26 protein-coding genes are annotated in these 24,905 nt (G+C 70.7%); 13 read left to right on the top strand and 13 right to left on the bottom strand.

The annotated features are described in order from the left end of the window. Window positions 1-81: 81 nt before the first annotated feature. Together D7D52_RS08350 and D7D52_RS08345 are read left to right on the top strand one after the other, a co-directional pair. Window positions 82-756 carry a TetR/AcrR family transcriptional regulator gene (locus tag D7D52_RS08350; RefSeq protein WP_120735799.1) on the top strand — a complete coding sequence of 225 codons (675 nt, stop codon included), beginning with the start codon at window positions 82-84 and terminating at the stop codon, window positions 754-756. Between the two features lie 95 nt (window positions 757-851). Further along, on the top strand, window positions 852-1,628 hold the full coding sequence (locus D7D52_RS08345; RefSeq protein ID WP_120735798.1) for a VOC family protein: 777 nt from the start codon (window positions 852-854) through the stop codon (window positions 1,626-1,628). A gap of 18 nt (window positions 1,629-1,646) precedes the next feature. On the opposite strand, the gene D7D52_RS08340 is transcribed toward D7D52_RS08345, so the two are convergent. Beyond that, window positions 1,647-2,072, bottom strand: coding sequence for a YchJ family protein (locus tag D7D52_RS08340; RefSeq protein ID WP_120735797.1), 426 nt, complete (start codon window positions 2,070-2,072; stop codon window positions 1,647-1,649). A 3-nt stretch (window positions 2,073-2,075) separates the two neighbouring features. Then, entirely contained in the window at window positions 2,076-2,483 is a 408-nt protein-coding gene (locus tag D7D52_RS08335) for a nuclear transport factor 2 family protein (protein ID WP_222932798.1), read from the bottom strand. Window positions 2,484-2,568: 85 nt separating this feature from the next. On the opposite strand from D7D52_RS08335, the gene D7D52_RS08330 reads away from it, so the two are divergent. After that, window positions 2,569-3,114 (top strand): PadR family transcriptional regulator, encoded by a 546-nt coding sequence (locus D7D52_RS08330; protein ID WP_120735796.1) that lies wholly within the window; start codon window positions 2,569-2,571, stop codon window positions 3,112-3,114. Between the two features lie 2 nt (window positions 3,115-3,116). On the opposite strand, the gene D7D52_RS08325 is transcribed toward D7D52_RS08330, so the two are convergent. From D7D52_RS08325 to D7D52_RS08305, 5 genes are all read right to left on the bottom strand, one after another. Further along, on the bottom strand, window positions 3,117-3,788 hold the full coding sequence (locus D7D52_RS08325) for an O-methyltransferase (RefSeq protein WP_120735795.1): 672 nt from the start codon (window positions 3,786-3,788) through the stop codon (window positions 3,117-3,119). Window positions 3,789-3,869: 81 nt separating this feature from the next. After that, a complete protein-coding gene (locus D7D52_RS08320) occupies window positions 3,870-5,591 on the bottom strand; it encodes an urease subunit alpha (RefSeq protein WP_120735794.1) in 1,722 nt (573 codons plus the stop codon). Beyond that, window positions 5,588-5,905 (bottom strand): urease subunit beta, encoded by a 318-nt coding sequence (locus tag D7D52_RS08315; protein ID WP_120735793.1) that lies wholly within the window; start codon window positions 5,903-5,905, stop codon window positions 5,588-5,590. The genes D7D52_RS08320 and D7D52_RS08315 overlap by 4 nt, the downstream gene beginning before the upstream one ends. A gap of 2 nt (window positions 5,906-5,907) precedes the next feature. Further along, window positions 5,908-6,210 carry an urease subunit gamma gene (locus D7D52_RS08310; RefSeq protein ID WP_120735792.1) on the bottom strand — a complete coding sequence of 101 codons (303 nt, stop codon included), beginning with the start codon at window positions 6,208-6,210 and terminating at the stop codon, window positions 5,908-5,910. Window positions 6,211-6,300: 90 nt separating this feature from the next. Beyond that, a complete protein-coding gene (locus D7D52_RS08305) occupies window positions 6,301-6,744 on the bottom strand; it encodes a PaaI family thioesterase (protein WP_120735791.1) in 444 nt (147 codons plus the stop codon). A gap of 268 nt (window positions 6,745-7,012) precedes the next feature. On the opposite strand from D7D52_RS08305, the gene D7D52_RS08300 reads away from it, so the two are divergent. Continuing rightward, complete coding sequence (locus tag D7D52_RS08300) at window positions 7,013-8,374, top strand: TIGR01777 family oxidoreductase (RefSeq protein WP_120735790.1); 1,362 nt, start codon at window positions 7,013-7,015, stop codon at window positions 8,372-8,374. Window positions 8,375-8,411: 37 nt separating this feature from the next. Here D7D52_RS08300 and D7D52_RS08295 read toward each other — a convergent pair whose 3' ends face one another. The 5 genes from D7D52_RS08295 to D7D52_RS08275 form a co-directional block, all read right to left on the bottom strand. Then, window positions 8,412-9,737: a cryptochrome/photolyase family protein gene (locus D7D52_RS08295; protein ID WP_120735789.1), complete on the bottom strand. Its 1,326-nt coding sequence runs from the start codon at window positions 9,735-9,737 to the stop codon at window positions 8,412-8,414. 45 nt (window positions 9,738-9,782) lie between these two features. Beyond that, on the bottom strand, window positions 9,783-10,784 hold the full coding sequence (locus D7D52_RS08290; protein WP_120735788.1) for an ABC transporter permease: 1,002 nt from the start codon (window positions 10,782-10,784) through the stop codon (window positions 9,783-9,785). After that, window positions 10,781-12,307 (bottom strand): sugar ABC transporter ATP-binding protein, encoded by a 1,527-nt coding sequence (locus tag D7D52_RS08285; RefSeq protein ID WP_120735787.1) that lies wholly within the window; start codon window positions 12,305-12,307, stop codon window positions 10,781-10,783. Before D7D52_RS08285 ends, D7D52_RS08290 begins: the two co-directional genes overlap by 4 nt. Window positions 12,308-12,385: 78 nt before the next feature. After that, window positions 12,386-13,342 (bottom strand): sugar ABC transporter substrate-binding protein, encoded by a 957-nt coding sequence (locus D7D52_RS08280; protein ID WP_120735786.1) that lies wholly within the window; start codon window positions 13,340-13,342, stop codon window positions 12,386-12,388. Between the two features lie 75 nt (window positions 13,343-13,417). Next, window positions 13,418-14,461, bottom strand: a complete 1,044-nt coding sequence (locus D7D52_RS08275; RefSeq protein WP_120735785.1) for a LacI family DNA-binding transcriptional regulator — start codon at window positions 14,459-14,461, stop codon at window positions 13,418-13,420. A 165-nt stretch (window positions 14,462-14,626) separates the two neighbouring features. Between D7D52_RS08275 and D7D52_RS08270 the strand changes: the two genes are divergently transcribed. The 3 genes from D7D52_RS08270 to D7D52_RS08260 all read left to right on the top strand — a co-directional run bounded on the left by D7D52_RS08270 (window position 14,627) and on the right by D7D52_RS08260 (window position 17,690). Beyond that, a complete protein-coding gene (locus D7D52_RS08270; protein WP_120743918.1) occupies window positions 14,627-15,487 on the top strand; it encodes a MerR family transcriptional regulator in 861 nt (286 codons plus the stop codon). Next, entirely contained in the window at window positions 15,484-16,410 is a 927-nt protein-coding gene (locus D7D52_RS08265; protein ID WP_120735784.1) for a LysR family transcriptional regulator, read from the top strand. Before D7D52_RS08270 ends, D7D52_RS08265 begins: the two co-directional genes overlap by 4 nt. Window positions 16,411-16,535: 125 nt before the next feature. Continuing rightward, window positions 16,536-17,690 (top strand): lipase family protein, encoded by a 1,155-nt coding sequence (locus D7D52_RS08260; protein ID WP_120735783.1) that lies wholly within the window; start codon window positions 16,536-16,538, stop codon window positions 17,688-17,690. 124 nt (window positions 17,691-17,814) lie between these two features. Here D7D52_RS08260 and D7D52_RS08255 read toward each other — a convergent pair whose 3' ends face one another. Beyond that, window positions 17,815-18,522 (bottom strand): hypothetical protein, encoded by a 708-nt coding sequence (locus tag D7D52_RS08255; protein ID WP_120735782.1) that lies wholly within the window; start codon window positions 18,520-18,522, stop codon window positions 17,815-17,817. A gap of 135 nt (window positions 18,523-18,657) precedes the next feature. On the opposite strand from D7D52_RS08255, the gene D7D52_RS08250 reads away from it, so the two are divergent. From D7D52_RS08250 to D7D52_RS08225, 6 genes are all read left to right on the top strand, one after another. After that, a complete protein-coding gene (locus D7D52_RS08250) occupies window positions 18,658-19,695 on the top strand; it encodes a FecCD family ABC transporter permease (protein WP_120735781.1) in 1,038 nt (345 codons plus the stop codon). Between the two features lie 170 nt (window positions 19,696-19,865). Next, on the top strand, window positions 19,866-20,933 hold the full coding sequence (locus tag D7D52_RS08245) for a FecCD family ABC transporter permease (protein ID WP_120735780.1): 1,068 nt from the start codon (window positions 19,866-19,868) through the stop codon (window positions 20,931-20,933). Further along, window positions 20,930-21,814, top strand: a complete 885-nt coding sequence (locus D7D52_RS08240) for an ABC transporter ATP-binding protein (protein WP_425464617.1) — start codon at window positions 20,930-20,932, stop codon at window positions 21,812-21,814. The genes D7D52_RS08245 and D7D52_RS08240 overlap by 4 nt, the downstream gene beginning before the upstream one ends. A 78-nt stretch (window positions 21,815-21,892) precedes the next feature. Next, window positions 21,893-22,294, top strand: a complete 402-nt coding sequence (locus D7D52_RS08235) for a BlaI/MecI/CopY family transcriptional regulator (RefSeq protein ID WP_120735779.1) — start codon at window positions 21,893-21,895, stop codon at window positions 22,292-22,294. Window positions 22,295-22,338: 44 nt separating this feature from the next. Next, a complete protein-coding gene (locus tag D7D52_RS08230) occupies window positions 22,339-23,280 on the top strand; it encodes a M56 family metallopeptidase (protein WP_120735778.1) in 942 nt (313 codons plus the stop codon). Between the two features lie 91 nt (window positions 23,281-23,371). Next, window positions 23,372-24,853, top strand: coding sequence for a DEAD/DEAH box helicase (locus D7D52_RS08225; protein ID WP_246023971.1), 1,482 nt, complete (start codon window positions 23,372-23,374; stop codon window positions 24,851-24,853). Window positions 24,854-24,905: the final 52 nt, after the last annotated feature.

Raw genomic sequence — 24,905 nt, 5'->3', positions numbered from 1 at the left:
AAAAAATGTGCGCGTACGGCGTACGCGACACAACGGGTACAGTGTACGCATACCGGTGCGGGAAGGAAAAGAATTCGTCCGATGACCGAGGCCAAGCTCACCCGGGCCGCCATTGTCGACACCGCGATCGCCCTGGCCGACGAGTCCGGACTCGATGCCCTGTCCATGCGGCGCATCGCCGAACGCATGAACGCCGGGGCCATGTCGCTCTACCGGCACATCCCCAACAAGGACACCCTGCTGGCCGCCATGACCGACGAGGTCTCGCGGCGCAACCCCTACCCCGATCCCGCGGGCCGCGACTGGAACTGGCGTGACCGCGTGCGCATCGCGGCCGAGGTGGATTGGCGGCTCTACCAGGAACATCCGTGGGTGCTGTTCACCTTCGCGGTGCCGCGCTACAACTTCGGCGAGCACAGCCTGATCGTCTTGAGCTGGCTGGTCGAGGGTTTCACCGAACTCGGCGTCGACGCCCGCGCCGCCACCCGCATGTCGCTGTCGGTGTGGAGCTATATCGCCGGGGTCGCGCTGCAGGAGGTGAGCGCGCGGCTGCTGCCGGGCCGCGACAGCCATGGCGAGGAGCGTTCCGGCCTGACCGCGCTGCTCGAGGGCGATCCGCGCTGGCCGGCGCCCGCCCCGCTGGCGGCCCTCGAGGGCTCCGGGGATTCCTCCCTGTTGAATCCGGAGCATCTGCTCGAATCCGGGCTCGCCGCACTGTGCGACGGCTTCGAGGCCCGCGCCGCCCGGCACCGATGAATTCGCCCGCGCGGCATCGTCTGCACATTCGCGGAGACTGCGTACTCGGGTCGTCCGCGCCTGCGCGCATCGACTGATCTGGACGAGGAGACGATATGCCCGCCGACCCCATTCCCGGCACACCCCGCTGGTTCGACGTCACCGCCCCTGACATTCCCGCCGCCGCCGAGTTCTATACGGCCCTGTTCGGCTGGACCGCAACCGATCTCGGCCCCGAGGCCGGCCACTACACCCTGCTGTGTCAGGACGGCGCCCAGGTCGCGGGCATCGTCTCGGCCGAGAGCCCGGACGGCAGCGTCAAACCCGCGCTCTGGCTGCCGTACTTCACGGTCGCCGACACGCAGGCGACCGTGGCCGCCGCCGTCGCGGCGGGCGGGCAGGTGTTCGTGCCGCCCACGGACGTGTCCGGGCGCTTGGAGTTCGCGATTCTCACCGATCCGGACGGCGCGCCCTACGGTGTCGCGCGGCCGTTCACCGATCCCGGCACCGAACGCTGGGCACAGGTGAACAATCCGATGTGGGTCCAGTACGCGGCCGCGCGCACCCCGGCCGACGCGATGGCCCACTACGCCGCGGTCTTGGGACTGACCTACGGCAATGCCGCGTGGGAGACCGCGACCGAGAACCCCTATCAGGCCCTGTCCGCGCCCGGCGCGGGCGAATTCGGTGGCGCGCATCGCGCCGCACCGGGCGAGCCGGCCCCGTTCTGGTCGCTGGTCGTGCGGGTCGCGGGCGCGGACGCCGTCGCCGAGCGCGCGGTCGAGCTGGGCGGCACGATCATCGAAGAGCCGCACGACAATCCCGGCCCGTCGCGGCTGGCGGTGCTGGCCGATCCGGCGGGCGCGGCCTTCGCGATCATGGACGTCGGCTGAGCGGTCCCGATCGAACGGTCAGGGCTCGATCTCCCCGTCGAGATACACCCACGCGCCCCGATCACGGCGAAAGCGGCTGCGCTCGTGCAGTTCTCCCGCCGCACCCCGGACCCGATAGTGGGCACGGAACTCCACCGTGCCCTCGGTGTGGAACATCCCGCCCCCGGTCGTACCCAGGATCTCGAGCCGCTCCCAGCGCATCGCCGGATCGAAATCCACGTCGGCGGGCCGGGTTTCGGGGTCCCAGCTGCGCAGCAGATACGCCTCGTCGCGCACCGCGAACGCACTGAACCGCGAGCGCATGACCTGTTCGGCCGTCCCCGCCGTCACCTCGCCCCGATGCAGCCGCCCGCAGCAGTCGACATACGCCGCGGGCAGCCCGCACGGGCAGTTCTCGGGGATCGGCGGGGCTTTGCGGGCGGACGCGGCGCGACGGGTGGACATGGGCTAAGCGTAGAAGCTGCGCCCGGCGAGGCCGCCGGACACCGACCACACCTCGACGATCCGCCCGTCCTCGAACCTCAGGATGTCGGTGCCGCTGATATCGCGCACCACGGCGCCGGTCGCGTCGACGACCCGGGCCCCGTACGGGCGGGCGACGATTCCGGTTCGGGCAGCGGTCATTTCGACGACCGGCTGCCCCTGTGTGGAGAACCGCAGGCCGGGCCGCTCGGTGCGGAACTTGTCGATCGCGGCCGCGAACGTGGCGGGATCGTGAATGTCGTCGTAGAGATCCGCGCCCGGCTGGGCGTAACGGAGGGTGAATTCGGGGGCCATGATCTGCTCGGCCAGGGCGAGGTCACCGTCCCACATCGCGGTCCAGCGGTCGAACAGTTCGATGGCGTACGCACGCACGTCAACTCCATAGTCTCATTGATACCGTCTATATGACATGAAGGTATAGTCTCAGTGAGACGGTGTCAAGGGAAGGGATTGCCGCATGGCCGAATACGGGCCGCAGGACCACATCGTGCTGGGACTCATCGCCCGGCACGGACCGCTCACCCCCTACGACCTCAAGGTCCGGTTGGAGGAGAGCGTCGACAAGTTCTGGCCCATCCCGCACGCGCAGCTCTATCGCGTCCCGCCGCGGCTGGCCGAGCAGGGGCTGTTGCGGGAGGAGGCCGAGGAGGGCGGACGCCGCCGCCGCGTCTTCCATCTCACCGAGGCCGGGCACGCCGAACTCGTGCGCTGGCTGGGCGATCCGACCTCGCCGCCGCCGGAGACGCGGGATCCGGCCCAGTTGAAACTGTTCTTCGCCGATCTGGGCGCGCCCGGCGACGTGGTGGCGCTGGCCCGCAATCAGGCTGCCGAGCACCGGCGGTGGCGGGATCTGTATCGCACGCTCTACGACGAGATCGATCCGGACGACAGCGTCCGCGCGGTCTCACGCGCCCGGGTGCTGCGGCTGGGCATCATGCACGAGCAGGCGTACGTGGACTACTGGGAGGAATTGGCCGCCGATCCCGGCGCGGCGCAGCGGTGAGCTCAGTCGTCCTCACCCAGCACGATCGCATACGCCAGCCCGTCCCAGCCCTTGGAGCCGACGGTCTGCAGGACGGTGCCGTCCAGTCGCGGCTCGTCCCTGATCAATTCGATGACCTCCCGGCTGGCCCGCACCGCGGCATCGCGCGAATTCGCGTCCGCGATACGACCGTTGCGGACCACATTGTCGACCAGGATCACCGAGCCGGGCCGGGTCAGCCGCAACGCCCATCGCACATAGTTGGAGTTGTTGACCTTGTCGGCGTCGATGAACACCAGATCGAACGGTTCCGGATTCTCCTCGGCCAGTACCGGCAGCGAATCCAGCGCGGCCCCGACCCGGACCTCGACCCGCTCGGCCACCCCGGCCCGTTCCAGATTCGCGCGCGCGACCTGTGCGTGCCTGGGCTCGTACTCCAACGTCACCACCTGACCGGATTTGCCGACCGCCCGCGCCAGCCAGGTGGTGCTGTATCCGCCCAGCGTGCCGACCTCGAGCACGCGCCGCGCCCGCACCGACTTCGCGATCAGATACAGGAACTTGCCCTGCGGCGGCGAGACGTCGATCGGCGGCAGCCCCGCCGCCGCGTTCGCCCGGAAGGTCTCCGAATCCCCGTCCCCCACCAGGGTTTCCACGAGATAGCGATCAACTTCGGCCCACTCGGCACTCGTCATACCCGCAGTCTGCCACCGCATCCGGCACTCGCCCAGGATTGCGCGCGCCCCGAGATTTTTCACACTCCCGGGGCCTCGCGCTCAGAACAGGAAGTAGCGCTGGGCCATCGGCAGTTCGGTAGCGGGTTGTTCGGCCCAGACTTCACCGTCGATGCGGACGGTGAAAGTGTCCGGATCGACCTCGATACGGGGCATGGCGTCGTTGTTGGGCAGATCGGCCTTGGTGCGGCGGCGAACATTGGCCACCGGCACCAGTTTCCGGTTCACCCGCAACCGGTCGGCGAGACCGTCGTCGATGGCCTGCTCGGACACGAAGTGCAGCGAGGTACCGGCCGTCACGCTCGGGGACGCCCCGAACATGGGGCGCGGCAGCACCGGTTGCGGGGTGGGGATGGAGGCGTTGGCGTCGCCCATGGCGGCCCAGGCGATGGTGCCGCCCTTGAGGACCGCGTGCGGGCGCACACCGAAGAAGGCCGGTTCCCACAGCACCAGATCGGCCAGCTTGCCGACCTCGATCGAACCGACCTCGTGGTCGATGCCGTTGGTGACCGCCGGGCAGATGGTGTATTTCGCGACATAGCGCCGCACGCGATTGTTGTCGGCCGCGCCGTCGCCGGGCAGCGCGCCGCGGCGGCGCTTCATGACGTGGGCGGTCTGCCAGGTGCGCATGACCACCTCGCCGATGCGGCCCATGGCCTGGGCGTCGGAGCCGATCATGGAGATCGCGCCCAGATCGTGCAGCAGATCCTCGGCCGCGATGGTGGACGGGCGAATCCGGCTCTCGGCGAAGGCCAGATCCTCCGGAATGGACGGGCTCAGGTGATGGCACACCATGAGCATGTCCAGATGCTCGTCGAGGGTGTTGACGGTGTGCGGCCGGGTCGGATTGGTGGAACTGGGCAGCACATTGAGATACGAGGCGACGGTGATGATGTCGGGCGCGTGCCCGCCGCCCGCGCCCTCGGTGTGATACGAGTGAATGGCCCGGCCGCGAATGGCCGCGAGGGTGTCCTCCACGAATCCGGCCTCGTTCAAGGTGTCCGAGTGCAGCGCCACCTGCACCCCCGAGGCGTCGGCGACATTCAGACAGTGATCGATGGCCGCCGGGGTGGTGCCCCAGTCCTCGTGCAGTTTGAAACCGCCCGCGCCGCCGCGCAATTGCTCCCACAGCGCGTCCTCGCGCACGGTGTTGCCCTTGCCCAGCAGCAGGATGTTCACCGGCCACGCGTCGGTGGCCTCCAGCATGCGGGCCAGATGCCAGGAGCCGGGCGTGACGGTGGTGGCCTTGGAGCCCTCGGCCGGTCCGGTGCCGCCGCCGACGAGGGTGGTGATGCCGCCGGCCATGGCCTCGTCGAGCAGCTGCGGGCAGATGAAGTGCACGTGGCAGTCGATCGCGCCCGCGGTCACGATGCGGCCGTTGCCGGCGATGATCTCGGTCGAGGGCCCGACCACCAGATCCGGATGCACCCCGTTCATGGTGTCGGGATTGCCGGCCTTGCCGATGGCGCTGATGCGGCCGTCGCGAATACCGATGTCGGCCTTGATGATTCCCCAGTAGTCGACGATCACCACGCCGGTGATGACGGTGTCGGGGGTGCCCTCGGCGCGGGTGGCGCGGGCCTGCCCCATGGATTCGCGCAGCACCTTGCCGCCGCCGAAGACGGCCTCGTCACCGGCGAGACCCGGTCCGCCGCAACGATCCTCGGTGATCTCGATGAGCAGGTCGGTGTCGGCGAGCCGGATTCGATCACCGACGGTCGGGCCGAACAGCTGGGCGTAGCGGGCGCGACTCAGTTCGCTCATAGCGTGCCGCCCAAGGGGCCGGGGGCGTTCAGGCTGATGCCGTACACCTCGCGGGTGCCGCCCAGCGGAACCAGCGAGACCCGCTGCCCCAGACCGGGTTCGAAGCGCACCGAGGTGCCGGCGGGAATGTCGAGGCGGCGACCGTGGGCGGCCGTGCGATCGAAGTCGAGGGCGGAGTTGGCCTGCGGGAAATGCACGTGCGAACCGACCTGCACGGGCCGGTCACCGGTGTTGACCACCTCCAGTTCGATGCGGTCCGCGCCCTCGTTCAGGGTGATCGTGCCTTCGGCACACAGATATTCGCCAGGGATCATGGTCATCCGATCGGGTGGTGGACGGTGACGAGCTTGGTGCCGTCCGGGAAGGTGGCCTCGATCTGGACGTCGTGGATCATCTCCGGGATGCCGTCCATGACATCGTCACGGGTGAGCACGGTCCGGCCCGACGCCATCAGCTCCGCGACGGTGCGCCCGTCGCGCGCCCCCTCGAGCACGTGATCGGTGATGATCGCGATCGCCTCGGGATGATTGAGCTTGAGTCCACGGGCCTGTCGCCGCCGGGCCAGTTCGGCCGCGTAACTCAGCAGCAGGCGCTCCTGCTCGTGCGGCGACAGTCGCATTCGGGCTCCTCGGGCAATCGCGGAAAGGATCGTCGGTCATTCTGGCACGACCGGCGTTACCAGCATGTTTCGCTGGAACGGGCCGCGAGTTCAGTTCTGCGGGTACAGGTTCTGCAACCGGACCTGACCGCGCGCCACGGTGCGGCCCTGCTCGTCGGTGATCACCACGACCCACAGCTGCTGGGAGCGGCCGCGGTGGATCGGGGTGGAGACGCCGGTGAGCTTGCCCTCGCGCACCGCGCGCAGGAAGTCGGTGTTGTTGTTGACCCCTACCACACTGCCGCGCTCACCCAGCCACGCGCCCGCCGCCACGCTGGCGAGGGTTTCGATGACGGTGCAGTAGACGCCGCCGTTGACGATGCCGGCGGGCTGGAACTGCTGCGGGGTGACCACCCATTCGGCGGTCACGCCTTCACCGCTCAACTCGGTGAACTTCAGCCCGAGCAGGTCGGTGAACGTGCCTTCGCTGATCTTGTTCATCAGTTCGGGGGTGAGGTCGGCCAGCGATTTGATCGAGGAGAAGTCGTCGCTCATGGCTCCACGTTCGCATGCGGGATCGCGATACGAAGCGGCGGGCTCCCCCTGTTCGGGGAAGCCCGCCGCGGCAGTGGGCCGGGGATCACGGCAGCCCTCCGGATCTACGCTCGGCCCTGACGCCGAGCACTACTGTAGGTCAGGCTTACCTAACAAGGCAAGAGCGTCGTCGCGACGCCTCCGGTGGCCGAGCACTGTGGTGGATCAGACACGCGTCGAGTGATGCACAACCGATGCACACGGTCGACAAGCTGACTACAGTCGGGACATGGGCATCGAATGTTCGAGTGTCGTCCCCGCCCCGCTGGCGGAAGTGTTCGAATGGTTCGGCCGGCCCGGCGCGTTCCGCCGGCTCGCCCCGCCGTGGCAGCCGGTCGGCATCCAGTCCGAAGCCGCCTCGCTCGCGACCGGGAAGGCGGTGCTGCGCCTGCCGGGCGGATTGCGCTGGGTGGCGCAGCATCGCGCGGAGGGGTTCGAGCCGCCGCACCGCTTCGTCGACGAGATCGCCGTCGACGACCTGACCTCCCTGCCGGTGGGCCAGCTGCTCAGGTGGCGGCACGAGCACAGTTTCGAGGCGGTCGACGGTGAGCACACGCGCGTCGCCGACCGGGTGGACACCCCGATTCCCGAAGCCGTGCTGCGGCCGATGTTCGACTACCGGTACCGGCAGCTCGCCGGGGACCTGGCGGCCCATTCCCGCGCGGCCGCACACGGATTCGCACCCATCACCATCGCGGTCACCGGCGCTTCCGGTCTGGTCGGCTCCGCACTGTCGGCGTTCCTGAGCACCGGCGGGCACCGCGTCGTGCGCCTGGTCCGGCACCCGCCGGCCAATGCCCTGGAGCGGCAATGGGATCCGCGCTCCCCCGCCCCCGATCTGCTCGACGGCGTCGACGCCGTCGTCCATCTGGCAGGCGAGTCCATCGCCGGACGCTTCACCGCCGCGCACAAGCAGGCCATTCTCGACAGCCGCGTCGAGCCGACCCGCAAGCTCGCCGAACTCGCCGCGACCGCGGGTGTCGCGGTGTTCGTGAGCGCCTCGGCCGTGGGCTACTACGGGGCCGACCGGGGCGACGAGGTGCTCGACGAGAACAGTTCGCGCGGCGACGGATTCCTGGCCGACGTGGTCGAGCGCTGGGAGGCCGCCACCGCCCCCGCGGCCGAAACCGGCACCCGGGTGGTGCGGGTGCGCACCGGTATCGTGCAATCGCCGCAAGGCGGCACGCTGCGGCTGCTGCGTCCGCTGTTCGCCGCCGGTCTGGGCGGCCGGATCGGCGACGGGCGACAGTGGCTGCCCTGGATCGGCATCGACGATCTGGTCGACGTCTATCACCGGGCGCTGTGGGATCGAGATCTGATGGGTCCGATCAATGCCGTTGCGCCGCAACCGGTCCGGAATCTCGAATACACCCGCACCCTGGCCCGGGTGCTGCACCGGCCCGCGGTGCTGCCGGTGCCGCGCTTCGGTCCGGCACTACTGCTGGGGCGCGAAGGAGTGGACGAACTGGCCGCCGCCAGCCAGCGCGTCCTGCCGAAACGGCTCGAGGCGGACGGCCACCAATTCCGTTACGCCGACCTCGATTCGGCACTGCGGCACGTCCTCGGACGTACCCCGACAGGCACGCGGTGACCCCCGGGCCGCCACCGGTGTCGCGGCCCGCACGTCCTCACATGCCGTTGAACTCGACGATCGGCGGCGGGTAGTCGGAGCCGAAAACGCCCGCCCGCCAGGGCCGGTGGATCTCCGCGCCGGGCAGTGCCGCCAGTTCGGGCAGCCACCGGCGCGCGTAATCGCCGTCGGGATCGAACCGGTCGGCTTGCCGCAGCGGATTGAGCACCCGGCTCGAGCGGGTGTCGGTGCCCGTCCCGGCCATCCACTGCCAGTTCATTCGGTTGTTGGCGACGTCGGCGTCGACCAGCCAGCGTTCGAAATGCCGTGCGCCGACGCGCCAATCCACGCGCAGCGTCTTGACCAGGAAGCTGGCCGCGATCAATCGGGCCCGCCCGGGCATGATGCCCTGCGCGAGCAACTGCCGCATGCCGGCGTCGACCATCGGATAGCCGGTACGCCCGGCACACCAGGCGGCCACCGCCTGCGGATCCGAACGCCACGGCTCCCAGGGCGTGCGGTAATCCCGCACCGCCACACCGGGATCGGCCGCCAGCACCTGATGGTAGAAGTCCCGCCACGCCACCTGCCGGATGAACGCGTGCCCGCCCGGATCCGAGGCGTCGGTGCGGAAGGCGACCTCGGCCGCTGAGACGCACCCGAAATGCAGGTACGGCGACAGACCGGAGGTGGCGTCCGCGGCGGGCAGGTCCTTGAGGTCCGCGTAGCTGCGCACCGGCCCGGACAGCCAGTGCTCCAGCAGCTTTCGCCCCGTCGTCTCCCCGCCGACCGCCAGATCCGGCGATCCCTCGCCGCTCGCGAGGGTGTCGGGATCCGGGATCGACTCGTGCGCGACGGACGGCACCACGATCGCGTCGGGGGCGGGCAGCGGCTTGCGCATCGGGGTATCGAGCCAGCGCCGGAAATACGGACCGAACACCGCGTAGTGGTCGCGACCGGTATCCGGGCGCAGGGCCGAGGCCGCCACCGCGGTCAGCGAACCCGGATGCGTGTGCACGGCACAGCCGATCCGGGCCAGCCGCTCCCGAATGCGCGCATCCCGGCGGAGGCCGTAGCCGGTGACCTCCTCGGCCAGGTGCACCTCGCGGGCGTGCACCTCCGCGGCCAGCCGCGCCACCTCCTCGGCGACCTGGCCGCGCCGCACCACCAGCCGTCCGCCGCGGGCACGCAGTTCGCCGTCGAGCTCGGTGAGCGCGGCCAGCAGAAACCGGATCCGGTTGGGCGCCTCGGCCACCCTGGCCAGCAGCTCGTCGTCGAACACGAACAGCGGCACCACCGCGTCGGCCTCCCGGCAGGCCGCGTCGAGCGCCGGATTGTCGTGCACGCGCAGGTCCCGGGTGAACAGCACGATAGAGGCGGTCATACCGACAGCCTATCGGACTTTTCGATTCACTATCGATGCATCGGTTCAGCCGCCGGCGGCGAGCCGGGTCATCAACCGCTTGCGGTAGGCGTCCAGGATCACCGCGACGATGATGACGGCGCCGGTCACGATCATGCGCTGGAAGTCCGAGACGCCCATCAGCAGCAGGCCGTTGGTGAGCACGCCCAGCAGGCACGCCCCCAGCAGGGTGCCGATCACCGAGCCGCGGCCGCCGGACAGGCTGGCGCCCCCGATCACCACCGCCGCGATCGCGTTGAGCTCGTACCCCTGCCCCAGAATCGGGCTGGCGACGCCCAGGCGGGCCATGTACACCACCGCCGCGATCCCCACGCACGATCCGCCGATGACGAAGCACACGACCTTGATCAGACCGGTCCGATGCCCCGACAGCCGCACCGCCTCCTCGTTGTTGCCGGTGGCGTAGACGAGGCGGCCGAACACGGTGCGCGACAACACGAACCAGGCCACGGCCACGATCAGCAGCGCCACCGCGAACACCGCGGGCACCCCGGCGACGGTGGCGGTGCCGAAACTGGTGAGCGCCCGCGGCAGGCTGTAGATGGTGCGGGCCCCGGTGTACTGCTCGGCCGCGCCGCGCGCCACATACAGCATGCCGAGGGTCACGATGAACGACGGCACCCGCCAGCGTTCGGTGACGAACCCGCTGACCAGCCCGCACGCCGCGCCGATGGCGAGACTGAGGGCGACCGCCAGCGGAATCGCCGAGGACCCGCCGTTCTCCATGGCCTTGCCCGCCACCACCGCGCACAGCGCGATGACCGAACCCACCGACAGATCGATGCCGCCGACCAGGATCACGAAGGTCATCCCCACCGCGAGAATGGTGTTGAGGGTGATCTGGGTCATGATGTCGCGGACATTGCCGGTGGTGGCGAAATGCGGTGCGGCGACGAGGAAGAACCCGGCCAGCGCCAGCAGCGCCACCCCGATGCCCGCCTCGCCGAGCACCTGGCTCAGCGTCTGTCCCGCACGCGTATTCGCGCGCGCCACACTGATGGATGTCATGCTGCACTGCCGTTCTTCAGATAGCCGGAGTAGGCGAGATTGAGGATGTGCTCGGCGTCGAAGGCATCGCGGGGCACCTCACCGGCGATCCGGCCCGCCGAGAAGACCAGGATGCGATCGCAGATGCCGAGCAGTTCGGGCAGATCCGAGGAGACCACCAGCACGCCCTTGCCGGCCGCGGCCAGCTCCCGCAGCAGCTGATGGATCTCGTAGCGGGCGCCGACGTCGATGCCGCGGGTGGGTTCGTCCACGATGAGCAGGTCGGCGTCGACGGCCAGCCAGCGGCCCAGCACCACCTTCTGCTGATTGCCGCCCGACAGCGAGCGCACGAGTTGTTCGGGGCCACTGGATTTGATGCGCAGCTTCTCCGACAGCGCACGGGCACTGTCGATTTCGGCGGCGCGCCGCAGCAGCCCGGCCCCGCTGACCCGATCCAGGCCCGCCAGGCTGAGATTCGCCGCGATCGACAGATCCAGCACCAGCCCCTGGGCCTTGCGGTCCTCGGTCAGGAAGCTGATGCCCCGGCGCACCGCGTCGCGGGGGCTGCGAATGCGCGCGTCCACCCCGTCCACGGTGACCGTGCCGCCGGCGGGCCGGTCGGCGCCGAAGATGGCCCGCATCGCCTCGGTGCGGCCGGACCCGACCAGCCCGGCGATGCCCACCACCTCGCCCGCGGACACCGACAGCGACAGCGGCGGGGTCTGCGTGGTGACCGCGAGATCGCTGACCCGCAGCAGTTCGCGCCCGGGCGGATTGGCGATCACGGGCGGGTATTCGGCGGTCAGGTCCCGGCCGACCATCATCCGGACCAGCTCGGGCACGGTCAGCTCGGCCACCACGCGGGCCGCGACGCTGGTTCCGTTGCGCAACACCGTGACTCGGTCACCGATCTCGAAGATCTCGTCGAGGTGATGCGAGATGAAGATGGTCGACACGCCCTCCGCCTTGAGCTGACGCATCACCCGGAACAGGGTGGCGGTCTCGCGCGGGGTCAGCGTCGCGGTGGGTTCGTCCATGATCAGCAGGCGGCATTCGGCCGAGAGCGCCTTGGCGATTTCGACCAGCTGCATCTGCGCGATGCCCAGCCGCCCCACCGGCAGATCCGGGGACACGTCGAGACCGACGCGCTCGAGCAGAACTTCCGCGCGCCGGCGCATGTCGCGGCGATCGACCACCCCGAAGCGGCGCGGCATCCGTTGCAGGAAAAGGTTTTCGGCCACGGTCAGCGCGGGCAGCAGCGCCAGTTCCTGATGCACCACCCGGATGCCGGCGCGCAGCCCGTCGGCGGCCCCGGCGGGCCGATGCTCGGCGCCGCCCAGCTCCATGCGCCCGGCATCCGGTTGTTCCACGCCCGCAAGGCATTTCACGAGGGTGGATTTGCCCGCGCCGTTCTCGCCGATGAGGACGTGGATCTCACCGGGCGCGACGGTGAGATCGACACCGTCGAGGGCGTGCACACCCGGGTAGCGCTTGCTCAGGCCGGTGACCCGAAGCAGCGCACCGGATTCGGTTTCGGGGTTCATTCGATACTTCCGTACAGATCGAGGGGCACGCCGGAGCGCGGCGGGCGGAAGCGCCGCGCCCCGGGGTGTTCGGAGCCGTCAGGACCCGGCAGTCACGACGGTCATCCGGGTCTTCTGCCAGCCGGTGACCGTTTGGCCGCCGAGGAGTTTCATGGCCACGTCGATGCCGTCGGCGGCCTGTTCGGAGCCGAACTGGTCGAGGGTGGCCAGCACCGGGCCGCCCTGCAGATAGGGCTTGATGGCCGGAATGTTGTCGATGGTCACCACTTTCACCGCGGCCTTGCGCTCCTGGATGACCTTGATCGCGCCCAGCGCCATCGAGTCGTTGGACGCCATCACGCCCTGGATGTCCGGATGCGAGGTGAGCATGTTGCCGAAGACGGTGTACGCCTCGTCGGTTTCCCAGTGCGCGGTCTTGGAGTCGAGCAGGCTCAGCTGCGCGGCCGCGATGGTGTCGTTGAAGCCGTTCTTGCGCTGCAGCGCGTTGTCGGCGCCCGGATTGCCCTCCAGGATCACGACTTTGCCGCCCGCCCCGACCGACTTGGCCAGCACGTCGCCGACCTGCGCGGCCCCGGCGCGATTGTCCGGGCCGACCAGCGGCACGTCCACCCCGGCCGACTTCAGCGCGTCGGGATCCAGCGCCACATCGATATTGACGACCTTGATGCCGGCCTTGCTGGCCTTGACCACCGACTGCACCAGCGCCTTGGAGTCCGCGGGCGCGATGACGATGGCCTGCACCTGCTGGGTGATGCACTTGTCGACCAGCGCGATCTGGCCGTCGACATCGGTCTCGTTCTGAATGCCCGCGGCCCGCAGCTCGAGGGTGCCGAGCTGATCGACGTGCGCCTTGGCGCCGGTCTGCATCTGCTGGAAGTACTCGTTGGCCAGGGATTTCATGATCAGGCAGACGGCGGGCTTGCCGCCCGCGCCCGGCGTCGGCGCCGAGGTCGTCTGCTCCTGGCCGCAGGCGGCGAGCGCGGCCGCCGCCGTCACCGTCGCGAATGTCGCGGCGAGTACTGTCCTGATCCGCATGGGGGTACCTCTTCTCGAATAGCGGAAACGATTGCGCGCGTAGGGGTCCGGTGACATCGGTCGCGGCGGCCGGGTTCAGGCCCGGCCGGCCTCGATGGCCGAATCACCGCCGAGCGGGTCGGGGCAGCCGCACGACCCGCGGGTGACCAGGGTGGTCGCGTGCACGATGCGGGAGGGCGCGAGCTCCCGGTCGGCGATCTTGGCCAGCAGCCACTCCACGGCCGAGCGGCCCAGCAGTTCGAAGGGCTGGCGCATGGTGGTGAGCGCGGGCACCGTGTAGGCGCCGCCCTCGATCCCGTCGAAGGCGCAGATGGCGATGTCGCCGGGCACGTCCAGCCCCAGTTCGGCGGCGGCGCGCAGCACCCCGAGGGCCTGCTCGTCGCTGGTGACGAACAGCGCCTCGGGCCGCTGCGGCCCGGCCAGCAGGGCGCGGCCCGCGCGGTAGCCGTCGGCGCGCCCGAAGGCCGTGTGCACCAGCAGGTTTCGCGCCGGATCGTGGCCGGCTTCCCGCAGTGCGCGCCGCCAGCCGGCCACCCGCTCCACGGTGGGCTGGATGCCGTCGAGCCCGGCCAGGCACCCGATGCGGGTGTGCCCGTGCGCGAGCAGATGCGCGGTGGCCAGGTACGCGCCGTCCTCGTTGTCGGCGAGCACGTGTGTCGCGCCCGGCAAGTCGAGTTCGCGATCGAGGATCAGCCGCGGCATGGTGGTGCCGGCCAGTTCGGCGATCCAGCTCCCGGCCCCGTGCGCGGGAGCCACGATGAGCCCGTCGACCTGACGGTCGATGAGGGTGCGAATGTAGGTGGCCTCGCGGGCGTCGTCGCCCATGGCATTGCCCAGCAGCAGCGCGTACCCCGCCTCGAAGGCGACATCCTCGACGGTCCTGGCCAGTTCGGCGAAGAAGGGGTTCGAGTTGTCGGGCACCACCAGCCCCAGCGTCATCGTCCGGGCCGTCTTCAACGAGCGCGCCACCGCGTTCGGCCGGTAGCCGAGCTCCTCGATGGCCGCGAGAATCCGCGCCCGGGTCGCCGGCGCCACTCCCCGCGGACCGTCGTTGAGCACGTAGCTCACCATGGCCGCCGACGTGCCCGCCAGCTGCGCAACATCGCGCCGCGTCACCATTGTCGTGTCCAATCAACTCGTGTTGATTGGAGAGTATGCAGGGCCTCACCACCGCGCGGCGCGAATTCTGGAAACTTTCTCCCAGAATGCCTTGTGGCAGGCCGGTGTTCGGAACGCCGCGTCGCCCGGGCGGGCGCGGACGCGCGGATCAGGCACAATCAGGTCATGTCCGCACGCCCTACGCCCACCCCGCGGCAGGCCGGCTATCCGGTCCGCGCGGTGGCCGATCGGCTCGGCATCCCCACCGCCACCCTGCGCAGCTGGAACCGCCGCTACGGCATCGGCCCGCGCCAGGATCGGCCCGGACTGCATCGGCTCTACACCGAGGCCGATATCGCCGTGCTGGGCCGGATGCTCGAATTGATCGCGGCGGGCGCCAGCCCGGCGGGCGCGGCGGCCGCGGCGCGCGGGCCCGCGGTCTCGCTCGGCGACGAGGACGCCTTGCTGGCGGCCGCGTTCGCGCTCGACACGCCCGCAGTGTGCGATCTGCTCGCCCATCACGTCCGCATCTACGGCATCATCGCGACCTGGGATCGCTTGTGCCGCCCGGCTTTCGCGCGCATCGTGGCCCGCCAGCTCGACGGCGACGGCTGCGTCGACGTGGAGCATCTGCTGTCGTGGTGCATCATCTCGACCCTGCATCGCACCACCCCGCCGCTGCCGGTCCGCGCCGGCGCGCCCCTGGTGCTCGCCTGCACCAGCGGTGAAACCCATTCGCTGCCGCTGGAAGTGCTGCGCGCCGCCCTCGCCGAGCACGGCACCGGCGCGCAGATGCTCGGCGCGGACGTGCCCGCGACGGCGCTGGCCGACACCCTCGCCCGGGATCGGGGCACCGCGACGGTGGTGCTCTGGTCGCAGCAGGAGGCCACCGCCCTGAGCTCCGCCGTGCGCGCCTGCGCCGAGGCGGGCGCGCACGTCTACGTCGGCGGACCCGGCTGGGACGGATTGATCCTGCCGCAGCCCGCGATTCGCCTCGCCACCCTCACCGACGCGGTCGCCCGGCTGAGCGCACCCGGGAACTCATGACCTTCGGTGACGCGTCGCTGACGGCGCTGCGAGTGTTTCGCGAAGTGGCCGAGCGGGGCACGCTCACCGCGGCGGCCACCGCGCTCGGGTGCACGCAGTCCGCGGTCTCACGCCAGCTGGCCGCCCTGGAACGGGCTGCGGGGACACCGCTGGTGCAGCGCCGGCACGACGGGGTGCGGCTCACTCCGGCCGGGCGGATCGTGGCGCGCCGCGCCGCCGCCGTGATCGACCAGATCGACGCCACCGCAAGGGAATTGGCCGGACTGCCCGACGAGCGGGCCACAGTGCGGCTGGGCTGGTTCGCCAGCGCCGGCGCCGCGATCGTCCCGGCGGCGTTCACGCGCCTGCGGGGTACGCATCCCGGCATCACGGTCGTCGGCCGCGAGGGCAGTACGCCCGCGCTGATCCGGGCGCTGCGGGCCGGCACCCTGGATCTGGCGCTGGTCGCCTCGGCGCCGCCCTACCGCCCCCTCGACGCCGAGACGCCCGCGCTTCAGGTGCAGGTACTTACCGAACGTGGTCTGCGCGTGGCGGTTCCGGCCGATCATCCGCTCGCCCGCGCCGATCATCTCGATGTCGCCGACCTGCGCGGGCAGGCGTGGATCGCCGGTCCCGGCGACGATCGTTCGATGGGCGTCTGGCCCGGCCTCGACGAGCGGCCGCACATCGCCCACACCGTGCGTGACTGGCTGGCCAAGCTGAATCTGGTCGCGGCCGGTTGCGGTCTCACCACGATTCCGGCGAGCCTCGCCCCGGCGTGTCCGCCGGGTGTCCGGGTCCTGCCGGTGCGCGGCGGCCCGGTCGAGCAGCGCCGTCTGCTGCTGGCCCGGCTGCCGGGTCCGCTGGCCGATCCGGTCGCCCGGGTCGCCGAGACCCTGCGCGCGGTGGCGATCGACGCGGCGGCCCGCGAGCGGGACGCCTGATCCCGGAAACCGGCCGGCGCGGACGCGACTCGCCGCCGGGAGACCGACACCGTCCCGCCGGTCGCCGCCGCCACGGATAATCGGACAGGCCACCGTGGCGCCGAACTCGTCCGAAGGAGCAGAGCGTGCGAGCACGAATTGCCCTCCCGATCCTGGCGGTCGCCCTGCTGGCGGCCTGCGGCACCGCCGACGAGCCGGCCGCCGCGCCCGCCGCGCCCGGCGCGCTGCTGTCGAAACGGCCACTCGAACACCTGGATTCGGGACTGGCGGGGGCCGCCGCCTCGGCCACCTATGTCCGCTACGAGTCGACGTCCCCGGCGGGCAAGCCGATCGAGGTGTCGGGCGCGGTGTTCCTGCCCAAGGGCGACGCGCCCGCGGGCGGCTGGCCGGTGGTCGCCTTCGCGCACGGCACCTCGGGGGTGGCGAACAAGTGCGCGCCCACCAACTCGCCCACGCTGTTCGGGTCCGCGCCCGCGGTGGAGGCGCTGCTGGCGGGGCAGCGCGCGGTGGTGATGACCAACTACCAGGGCCTCGACGGACCCGGTGACGCACCGTATCTGGATACGCCGTCGTCCGGGTACGACGTGCTGGACTCGGTGCGGGCCGCGCACGCCGCCGGTCTGCCGCTGGCCGGCGACACCGTCCTGGTCGGCGTGTCCCAGGGCGGCCGGGCCGCGGAATCGGCCGCGGAGACCGCGAAAGCCTATGCGCCGGAACTGAAGATCCACGGCGCGGTGCTGCTGTCCCCCGCCCTGGAGTTGCGATTCCTCGATTCCGCGGGCACTCTCGTCCCGCTCAACGCACCCGATCAGTATCTGGTCCTGCCGTATGTCGTTGCGGCGGTGCGCTACAACGATCCCGGCTACCGCGACGACCAGGTCCTGCACGGCAAACTTCTCGATATCGCCCCGGCCCTGGAATCCGCGTGCACCGGCGAGGTGACGCCCGACCAGGTCGCCGTCGCGGCCGCGGCGGGTCCCGACGCGGTCCGGTTCGTCGACGCGGACGCCGCCCAGCCGTTCGCCGACCTGCAATCCCGCACCAATCTGCCGAAAACGGCCACCACCCTGCCCGTCTACATCGGCCGCGGCAATGCCGACAAACTCGTCGACACCGCGTGGTCGGACGCCGCCGTCACCGACATGTGCACCCTCGGCACCCCCGTGCACGACGAGGTCGTCCCCGGCGGCCACTCCGATCCCGCGCTCGGCGATCGCTGGCTGACCTGGGTCTCGGACCTGTTCGCCGGCAACCCCTTCGCCTCCACCTGCCCCCACTGACGTCGGTGCTGTCGGGGGTGTGGTTGTCGTCGCGGGGGTCACGTTGCGGGTGTCGTTGTGGGCCTTGGTTTTCCGCACCGGCCGGTCGGGACCCTTACCGGTCCCGACCGCAGGTGGCTCTGATCTACCGCGGCGCGCAGGGCCGGCGGACCGGCAGACCACGCTCCTCGAACGCCGCCAGCATGGCCTGGCCGCGGCGCGCGCCCTCGGTGGAGGAGGTGCGGGCCAGCGCGGGCACATAGGTGGCCGCGCCCACCACGGATTCGGCCACCAGCGACCAGAATCGGCGCGCCCCCAGCCCGGCGCAGCGCACCATCGCCTCCTGGACCAGGGCGAGCGCGGGGATGCAGCGGTGGGCCAGCCACACGTAGAGCGCGGGCTCGCACGGCAGCGCCACCACCCCGGCCTGCCCTGCCAGCAGGTCCCCGTCGACCACGCGAATCGTGGTGTCCGACAGTCCCGCCCAGTCGATGCCGCCGTCGTTGTCGGTGTGGATCCACAGGTTCTCCAGGCCCGGATCCCAGGCTCGCCCCTCGGCCACCACCATGGCCATCACCCGGCCCACCACCGCGTGAATCAGGGCGGTGGCCACCACTTCCGCGGCGATGTCGGCATTGCTCATCTCGGCGGCGTGCCGGCGGTACATGAGTTCGATGCGGCCCTCACGGATGCCGTCGGCGAGCCGCCACCAGCGCCGTTTGCCCTGTTCGGCCATGGCCGCGACGGCATAGACGCGCGGGTGTTCGGGTTGCAGGGCGCGCAGGCGGCCGCCGGCCCGCTCGAAGGCGAGGCGGGAATCGCGCGGCGGGCACACGGTTACGGGTTCGAGCATCGAACCTCCTCATTCATCGACTGTTCGGCCAAGGCGATGGAGCAATCGAGAGCTGCTTGGACAACGAGAACGGAAAGATAGGTTAGGCTTACCAGACTTGTTGAGCAATGAACGCGTCAGGAGTAGTTCGTCACCGTGCCCGCCGTAGTCACCACCAGACGGCGACGTCTGTCCGGACTTCTCGTTCTCGCCGTCCTGCTGCTGTGCGCGGTGGCCGCGAGCATCGCCCTCGGGTCGCGTGCGCTGAGCCTCGCCACCGTGTACGACGCCCTGGTCTGCCCTGGTGGACTGCCGCTTTCGTGCCCGGCCACCGACACCGCCGGCCAGATCGTGCGCGAATTGCGGCTCCCGCGAACCGGACTCGCCCTGCTGACCGGTCTCGCCCTCGGCATGGCGGGCGCGCTGATCCAGGGCTACACCCGAAACCCGCTGGCCGACGCGGGATTACTCGGGATCAACGCGGGCGCGGCCTTTCTCGCGACGCTGAGCATCTCCCTGTTCGCGTTCACCGCACCGACCCAATACATCTGGTTCGCCTTCGCGGGCGCCCTGCTGGCGGGCCTGATCGTCTTCGGCGTCTCGGCGCTCGGCGGCGGCAAGGCCAGTCCGCTGAGCCTGGTGCTGGCGGGTGCGGCGCTGACCGCGTTCTTGCAGGCCATGACCAATATCGTGGTGCTGCAGGACAACACGGCCCTGGACGCCTACCGCTTCTGGGTGGTCGGCGACGTGGCCGGGCACGACAGCTCGACCCTCGGCCAGATCCTGCCGTTCCTGCTCGCGGGCGCGGTGCTCGCGCTGATCGCCGCGCCCGGCCTCAACCTGCTGAGCCTCGGCGACGACGTGGCACAGGGCCTGGGCGTGAACCTCACCCGCAGCCGCCTGATCGGACTGGCCGCGGTGGTGCTGCTGGCGGGCGCGGCCACCGCCGCCGTCGGCCCGATCGCCTTCCTCGGCCTGATCGTCCCGCACCTGGCCCGCGCCCTGACCGGTCCCGATTACCGCTGGCTGCTGCCGTATTCGGGACTGCTGGGCGCGATCGTGCTGCTCGTCGCCGACACCGCGGGCCGCCTCATCGCCCGCCCCGGCGAACTCCAGGCGGGCTTCACCCTCGCCGCCCTCGGCGCACCGTTCTTCATCCTGCTGGTCCGCCGCCGAAAGCTGGTGACCCTGTGACTCTTCCGACACCTCCCCCGGGAACCGGCGCCGCCGTGAGCCTTGGCGACTCCCCCGCAAACCCCCTCGCGCCCGCCGAATCCTCCGCCGCGCAACCGGTTCGAACCCCATCCCGGACAGTTCGATCCGCGCAGCCGGTTCCGCCCACCCGAGGCGTCTCGTCTTCCGAATTGCGAGCAGTACGACCGCCGCTGCGGGCAGGCCGTTTCTCGGCGGTGTTGCGAATCCGGCCGCTGCTCATCGTGATCGGGCTCGCGGCCGTGCTGTTCGGTTTGTTCGCACTCGATATCGCGGTCGGGGAGGTCCGGATTCCGCTCGGGCGGGTGCTGGACGTGCTCGGCGGCGGCGGCACGCGCGCACAGCGATTCGTCATCATGGATTCGCGGCTGCCGCGCGCGCTGACCGCGGTGGTGGTCGGGGCGGCGCTGGGATTGGCGGGCGCGGTGACGCAGTCGATTCTGCACAATCCGCTGGCCAGCCCGGATCTGCTCGGCGTCACCACGGGCGCGAGCGTGGGCGCGGTCGCGGTCATGGTCGGGACGGGCGGGGTCGCCACCGGCGCGGCGGCGCTGGGTGTTTCGGCCGCCGCCTTGGCGGGCGGGCTGCTGACCGCCGTGCTCATCTACCTGCTGGCCTGGGGTCGCACGGCGACCGGCGACACCGGGGTGATGGGATTCCGCCTGGTGCTCATTGGAATCGGCGTCAACGCGGCGCTGCTGTCGGTGGTGAGCTGGCAGCTCAGCCGCGCCACCCTCACCGACGCCGCGCACGCGCAGCAGTGGCTGACCGGCTCCCTGAACGCGGCCGACCGCTCGACGCTGATTCCCGCCGCGGCCGGGCTGGGGGTGGCCCTGCTGGTGACGGCGGGCTCCGCACGCACCCTGGCCGCCTTGCGTTTCGGCGCCGACACCACCCGCGTGCTGGGCGTGCGCATCCAGACCCAGCAGGCGATTCTGCTGGCCGCCGCGGTCGGCTGCGCGGCGCTGGCGACCGCCGCGGTGGGCCCGCTCAGCTTCGTCGGTCTCGCCGCACCCCAGATCGCGCGGCGGCTGCTGCGCACCCCCGGTGAGCCGGTCGTCGCCTCGGCGCTGATCGGGGCCATCGCCGTGGTGGGCGCGGATCTGCTGGCGCGCACCGTGTTTCCCGTCGCACTGCCGGTCGGTGTGGTCACCGCCGCGGTGGGCGGGCCGTTCCTGCTGTATCTGCTCGTTCGCGCCAACCGGAAGGCGACACTGTGACTTTCGCTGACGACACCGTGACTGTGCCCGCGGAGCAACGCCTCTCGACCGGGCCCCGGCTCGGCGCGCAGGACGTCACGCTCGGCTACGGCGACCGCGTCATCGTGGACGGGTTGACCGTCGACATCGAACCGGGCCTGATCACCACCGTCATCGGCCCCAACGGCTGCGGGAAGTCGACACTGCTGCGCTCGCTGGGCCGGCTGCTGCGCCCGCGGGCGGGACGAGTCCTGTTGGACGGCAAGGCCATCTCCACCATGAAGACCAAGGACATCGCCCGCGTCGTCGGCATGCTGCCGCAGACCCCGGTCGCGCCGGAGGGCCTGACCGTCGCGGATCTGGTGGCGCGCGGCCGGCATCCGCATCAATCCTGGCTGCGGCAGTGGTCGGCCGACGACGAGACCGAAGTGGCCACGGCCCTGCACCGGACCGGCATCGCCGAGCTGGCCGGACGCACCCTCGACGAACTCTCCGGCGGCCAGCGCCAACGCGCCTGGATCTCCATGGCCCTGGCCCAGGGCACCGACATCCTGCTGCTCGACGAGCCGACCACCTATCTGGATCTCGCTCACTCCCTCGAGGTCCTCGACCTGGTCGACCGCCTGCACGACGATTTCGGGCGCACGGTGGTCATGGTGCTGCACGACCTCAATCTGGCCATCCGCTACAGCGATCGCCTCATCGTCATGCACGCCGGGCGCATCGTCGCCCAGGGCCTGCCCGGCGAGATCGTCACCGCCGAACTGCTGCACGAGGTTTTCGGGCTGCGCGCCGAGGTGCTCGACGATCCGGTGTCGGGCCGTCCGATGATCGTCCCGATCGGCGCCCGCCACGTGTTACCCGCCGCGGCGGCAGATATGCCGGTCACGCCCGGGGTATGACCAATACCACACCAGCTACCGCCCGGTTACGACGACCCGTAGTACGCATTCCTGTCGTTGGCTCCGTAAACTCGAGGGATGGCAGGTCTTGGTGAACTCGAGAAAGCGGTCATGGACCAGTTGTGGTCGGCCGACGAACCGCAAACGGTCCGGCAGGTCCATGAAGCACTCGCTGCGCGTCGCGAACTCGCGTACACCACGGTGATGACCGTTCTGCAGCGCTTGGCGAAGAAGAATCTGGTGGTCCAGCAGCGTGACGACCGCGCACACCGCTACGCCCCCGTGCACACCCGCGACGAACTCGTCGCCAGTCTCATGGTGGACGCACTGCAGCAGGCCGACGAGGTCGGCAGCCGGCGAGCGGCCCTGGTGCACTTCGTCGAACAGGTCGGCGCCGACGAGGCTGCCGCGTTGCGCGACGCACTCGCTAAGCTCGAAGCCACCGAGGCCGCGCGCGAGGACACACCCGAGTCCGAGTAGCTGTAGCCTCGGCCCCGAGCCCCACAACGCAGTGAGCTGAGGTCATGGACTGGACAGCGCCGGTATTCGCCGGTCTCGCCTTGTTGTTGGCGGGACCGGTACCAGCGCTGCTCAGCCGCGCCACCTGGCCCTATCGCAGTCCCCGTGCGGCACTGGTGCTTTGGCAGGCGATCGCGCTGGCCGCGGTGCTGTCGGCCTTCGGGTCCGGCCTGGCCATCGCCTCGCGGCTGCTGGTCCCCGGCGCGGACGGCCGCCCGACCACCACGCCCAGCAAGGAGATCGACGCGCTCGGGTTGCCGCTGTGGCTGGCGCTGGTGCTGGTGTTCGCGCTCACCCTGCTGGTCGGGGCGCGGCTGATCTGGTCGGTGATCCGGGTCGGCATCCACACTCGCCGCCGGCGCGCCCGCCATCGCATGCTGGTCGACCTGCTCGATCAGTCCAGCGTGCAACGGCAGGCGGCCGATATCCGGGTGCTGGCGGCCACCGAACCGATCGCCTACTGCCTGCCCGGTATCCGCCAGCGCGTGGTGCTGAGCCAGGGCACCGTCACCAACCTGTCCGATCGGGAGCTGACCGCCATCGTCAGCCATGAGCGCTCGCACCTGCGCGCCCGCCACGATCTGGTGCTCGAGGCGTTCACCGCCGCGCACGAGGCGTTTCCGCGGGTGGTGCGCTCGAAGTCCGCGCTGGACTCGGTGAAGCTGCTCATCGAACTGCTCGCCGACGATTCCGCGGTCAAGGTCACCGGCCCCACTCCCCTGGCGCGCGCGCTGGTGGCCTGCTCGAATTCGCCTGCCCCGCAGGGTGCGATGGCCGTCGGCGGCCCCACCACCCTGATCCGCATCCAGCGTCTCGCCGGTCCCATCGGCGATGTGCGCATCGCGGTCGCGGCCTACCTGGCGGCGCTGGCCATTCTCGTGGTCCCGACCCTCGCGGTGGCCATCCCCTGGCTGGTGGAACTCAGCCGCCTGGTCAGCCGTGCCTGATCGCCACCCGCGCGTCCCCGAATCCGACTCGGGCGCGGCGGGTTCCGCCGTGCCCGCGGCCACTTCTTCGACCCCAGACCTGGAGGACACCATCCACACCCAGCCCGAGACCTCGCCCGCCGCCGCGCCGCCCGTCGGGGCGAACGCGGCGACCTTCGCCGATCTCGGACTTCCGGTGGTGCTGGTGCAGGCATTGCGCCGCAGCGGAATCGACAGGCCGTTCCCGATCCAGCAGGCGGTCATTCCCGACATCCTGGCCGGGCGTGACGTGCTGGGCCGGGCGGCAACGGGTTCCGGCAAGACCCTGGCGTTCGGTCTGCCGCTGCTGACGCGGCTGTTCGGCGCGCCGAGCCAGCCCCGGCGACCGCGCGGCCTGATCCTGGCCCCGACCCGGGAGCTGGCCATGCAGATCGAATCGGCGCTGGACGAGCCCGCGCTGGCGCTCGGCCTGCGCCTGACCTCCGCGGTCGGCGGGTTGCCGATCAAGAAGCAGGAGGAGCGGCTGGCGCGCGGGGTGGACGTGGTCATCGCGACGCCGGGACGATTGACCGATCTGCTCGGGCGGAAGGCCGTGGCGCTGACCGACATTCGCGTGGTCACCGTGGACGAGGCCGACCACATGGCCGAACTCGGCTTCCTGCCGCAGCTCACGGCCCTGCTCAACAAGGTGCCCGCCGACGCGCAGCAACTACTGTTCTCCGCCACCCTCGACAGCGCGATCGACGAACTGGCGCAACGGTATCTGCGCGATCCGGCCTGGCATGCGGTCGGGGCGGCGGATTCCGGCGCCACGCCGGACACGGATCGTACCGGCGCCGCGAGCTCCTCGGCTCCGCAAGACGCCGATCCTGATCGCCCAGCCGAGAATTCGGGCGCACCCGCGGACCGCGGTGCGACCGGGCGCACGTCCGCGGTCCCGGATATCGCCCACTACGCATTGCAGGTCCGGCGCACCGACAAGCGCCTGGTCGTCACCGAGATCGCCGCGCGCGCCGGGCGCACCCTGCTGTTCGTGAAAACCCAGTACGGCGCGGACAAACTGGCGCGCAAACTGCGGGAGGAGGGCGTCGGCGCGGTCGCGCTGCACGGCGGCAAGGTGCAGAACCAGCGCACCCGGACCCTGGCCGCGTTCGCCGACGGCACCGCGCCGGTGCTGGTCGCCACCGATGTCGCCGCCCGCGGACTGCACATCGACGACGTCTCCCTGGTCGTGCACGTCGATCTGCCCGCCGATCCGAAGGACTACCTGCACCGGACCGGCCGCACCGCCCGCGCGGGCGCGTCGGGCACGGTGGTCACCATCGTCACCCCCGACAACCGCGAGGAGGCCGACCGGCTGGCCCGCCTGGCCGGTGTCACGCTCGTCGAGGTCGAGGTCCGGCCGGGCGATCGGCGGCTCGCGGAGATCACCGGGGCGCGCCGCCCCACCGGTCGTCCCGTCCTCGATCCGTCGACTCCCGCTGCCGCCCAACCCGATTCGCGCGAACAACCCCGCACCTGGCAGCGCCCCAAGGGTGAGAGCCGCCCGCACAACAAGAAACGCAAGCCGGGAACCCGCCGCACGACGCGCTGACGGCGACACGACGTTTGGACGTTCCTACGGACACGCGCGGAAAATAGACCGC

The sequence above is a fragment of the Nocardia yunnanensis genome (assembly GCF_003626895.1).
Classification (GTDB): Bacteria; Actinomycetota; Actinomycetes; order Mycobacteriales; family Mycobacteriaceae; genus Nocardia; species Nocardia yunnanensis.
The sequence above is the reverse complement of the archived record's forward strand: the minus strand, read 5'-3'. Positions and strand labels throughout refer to the sequence as shown.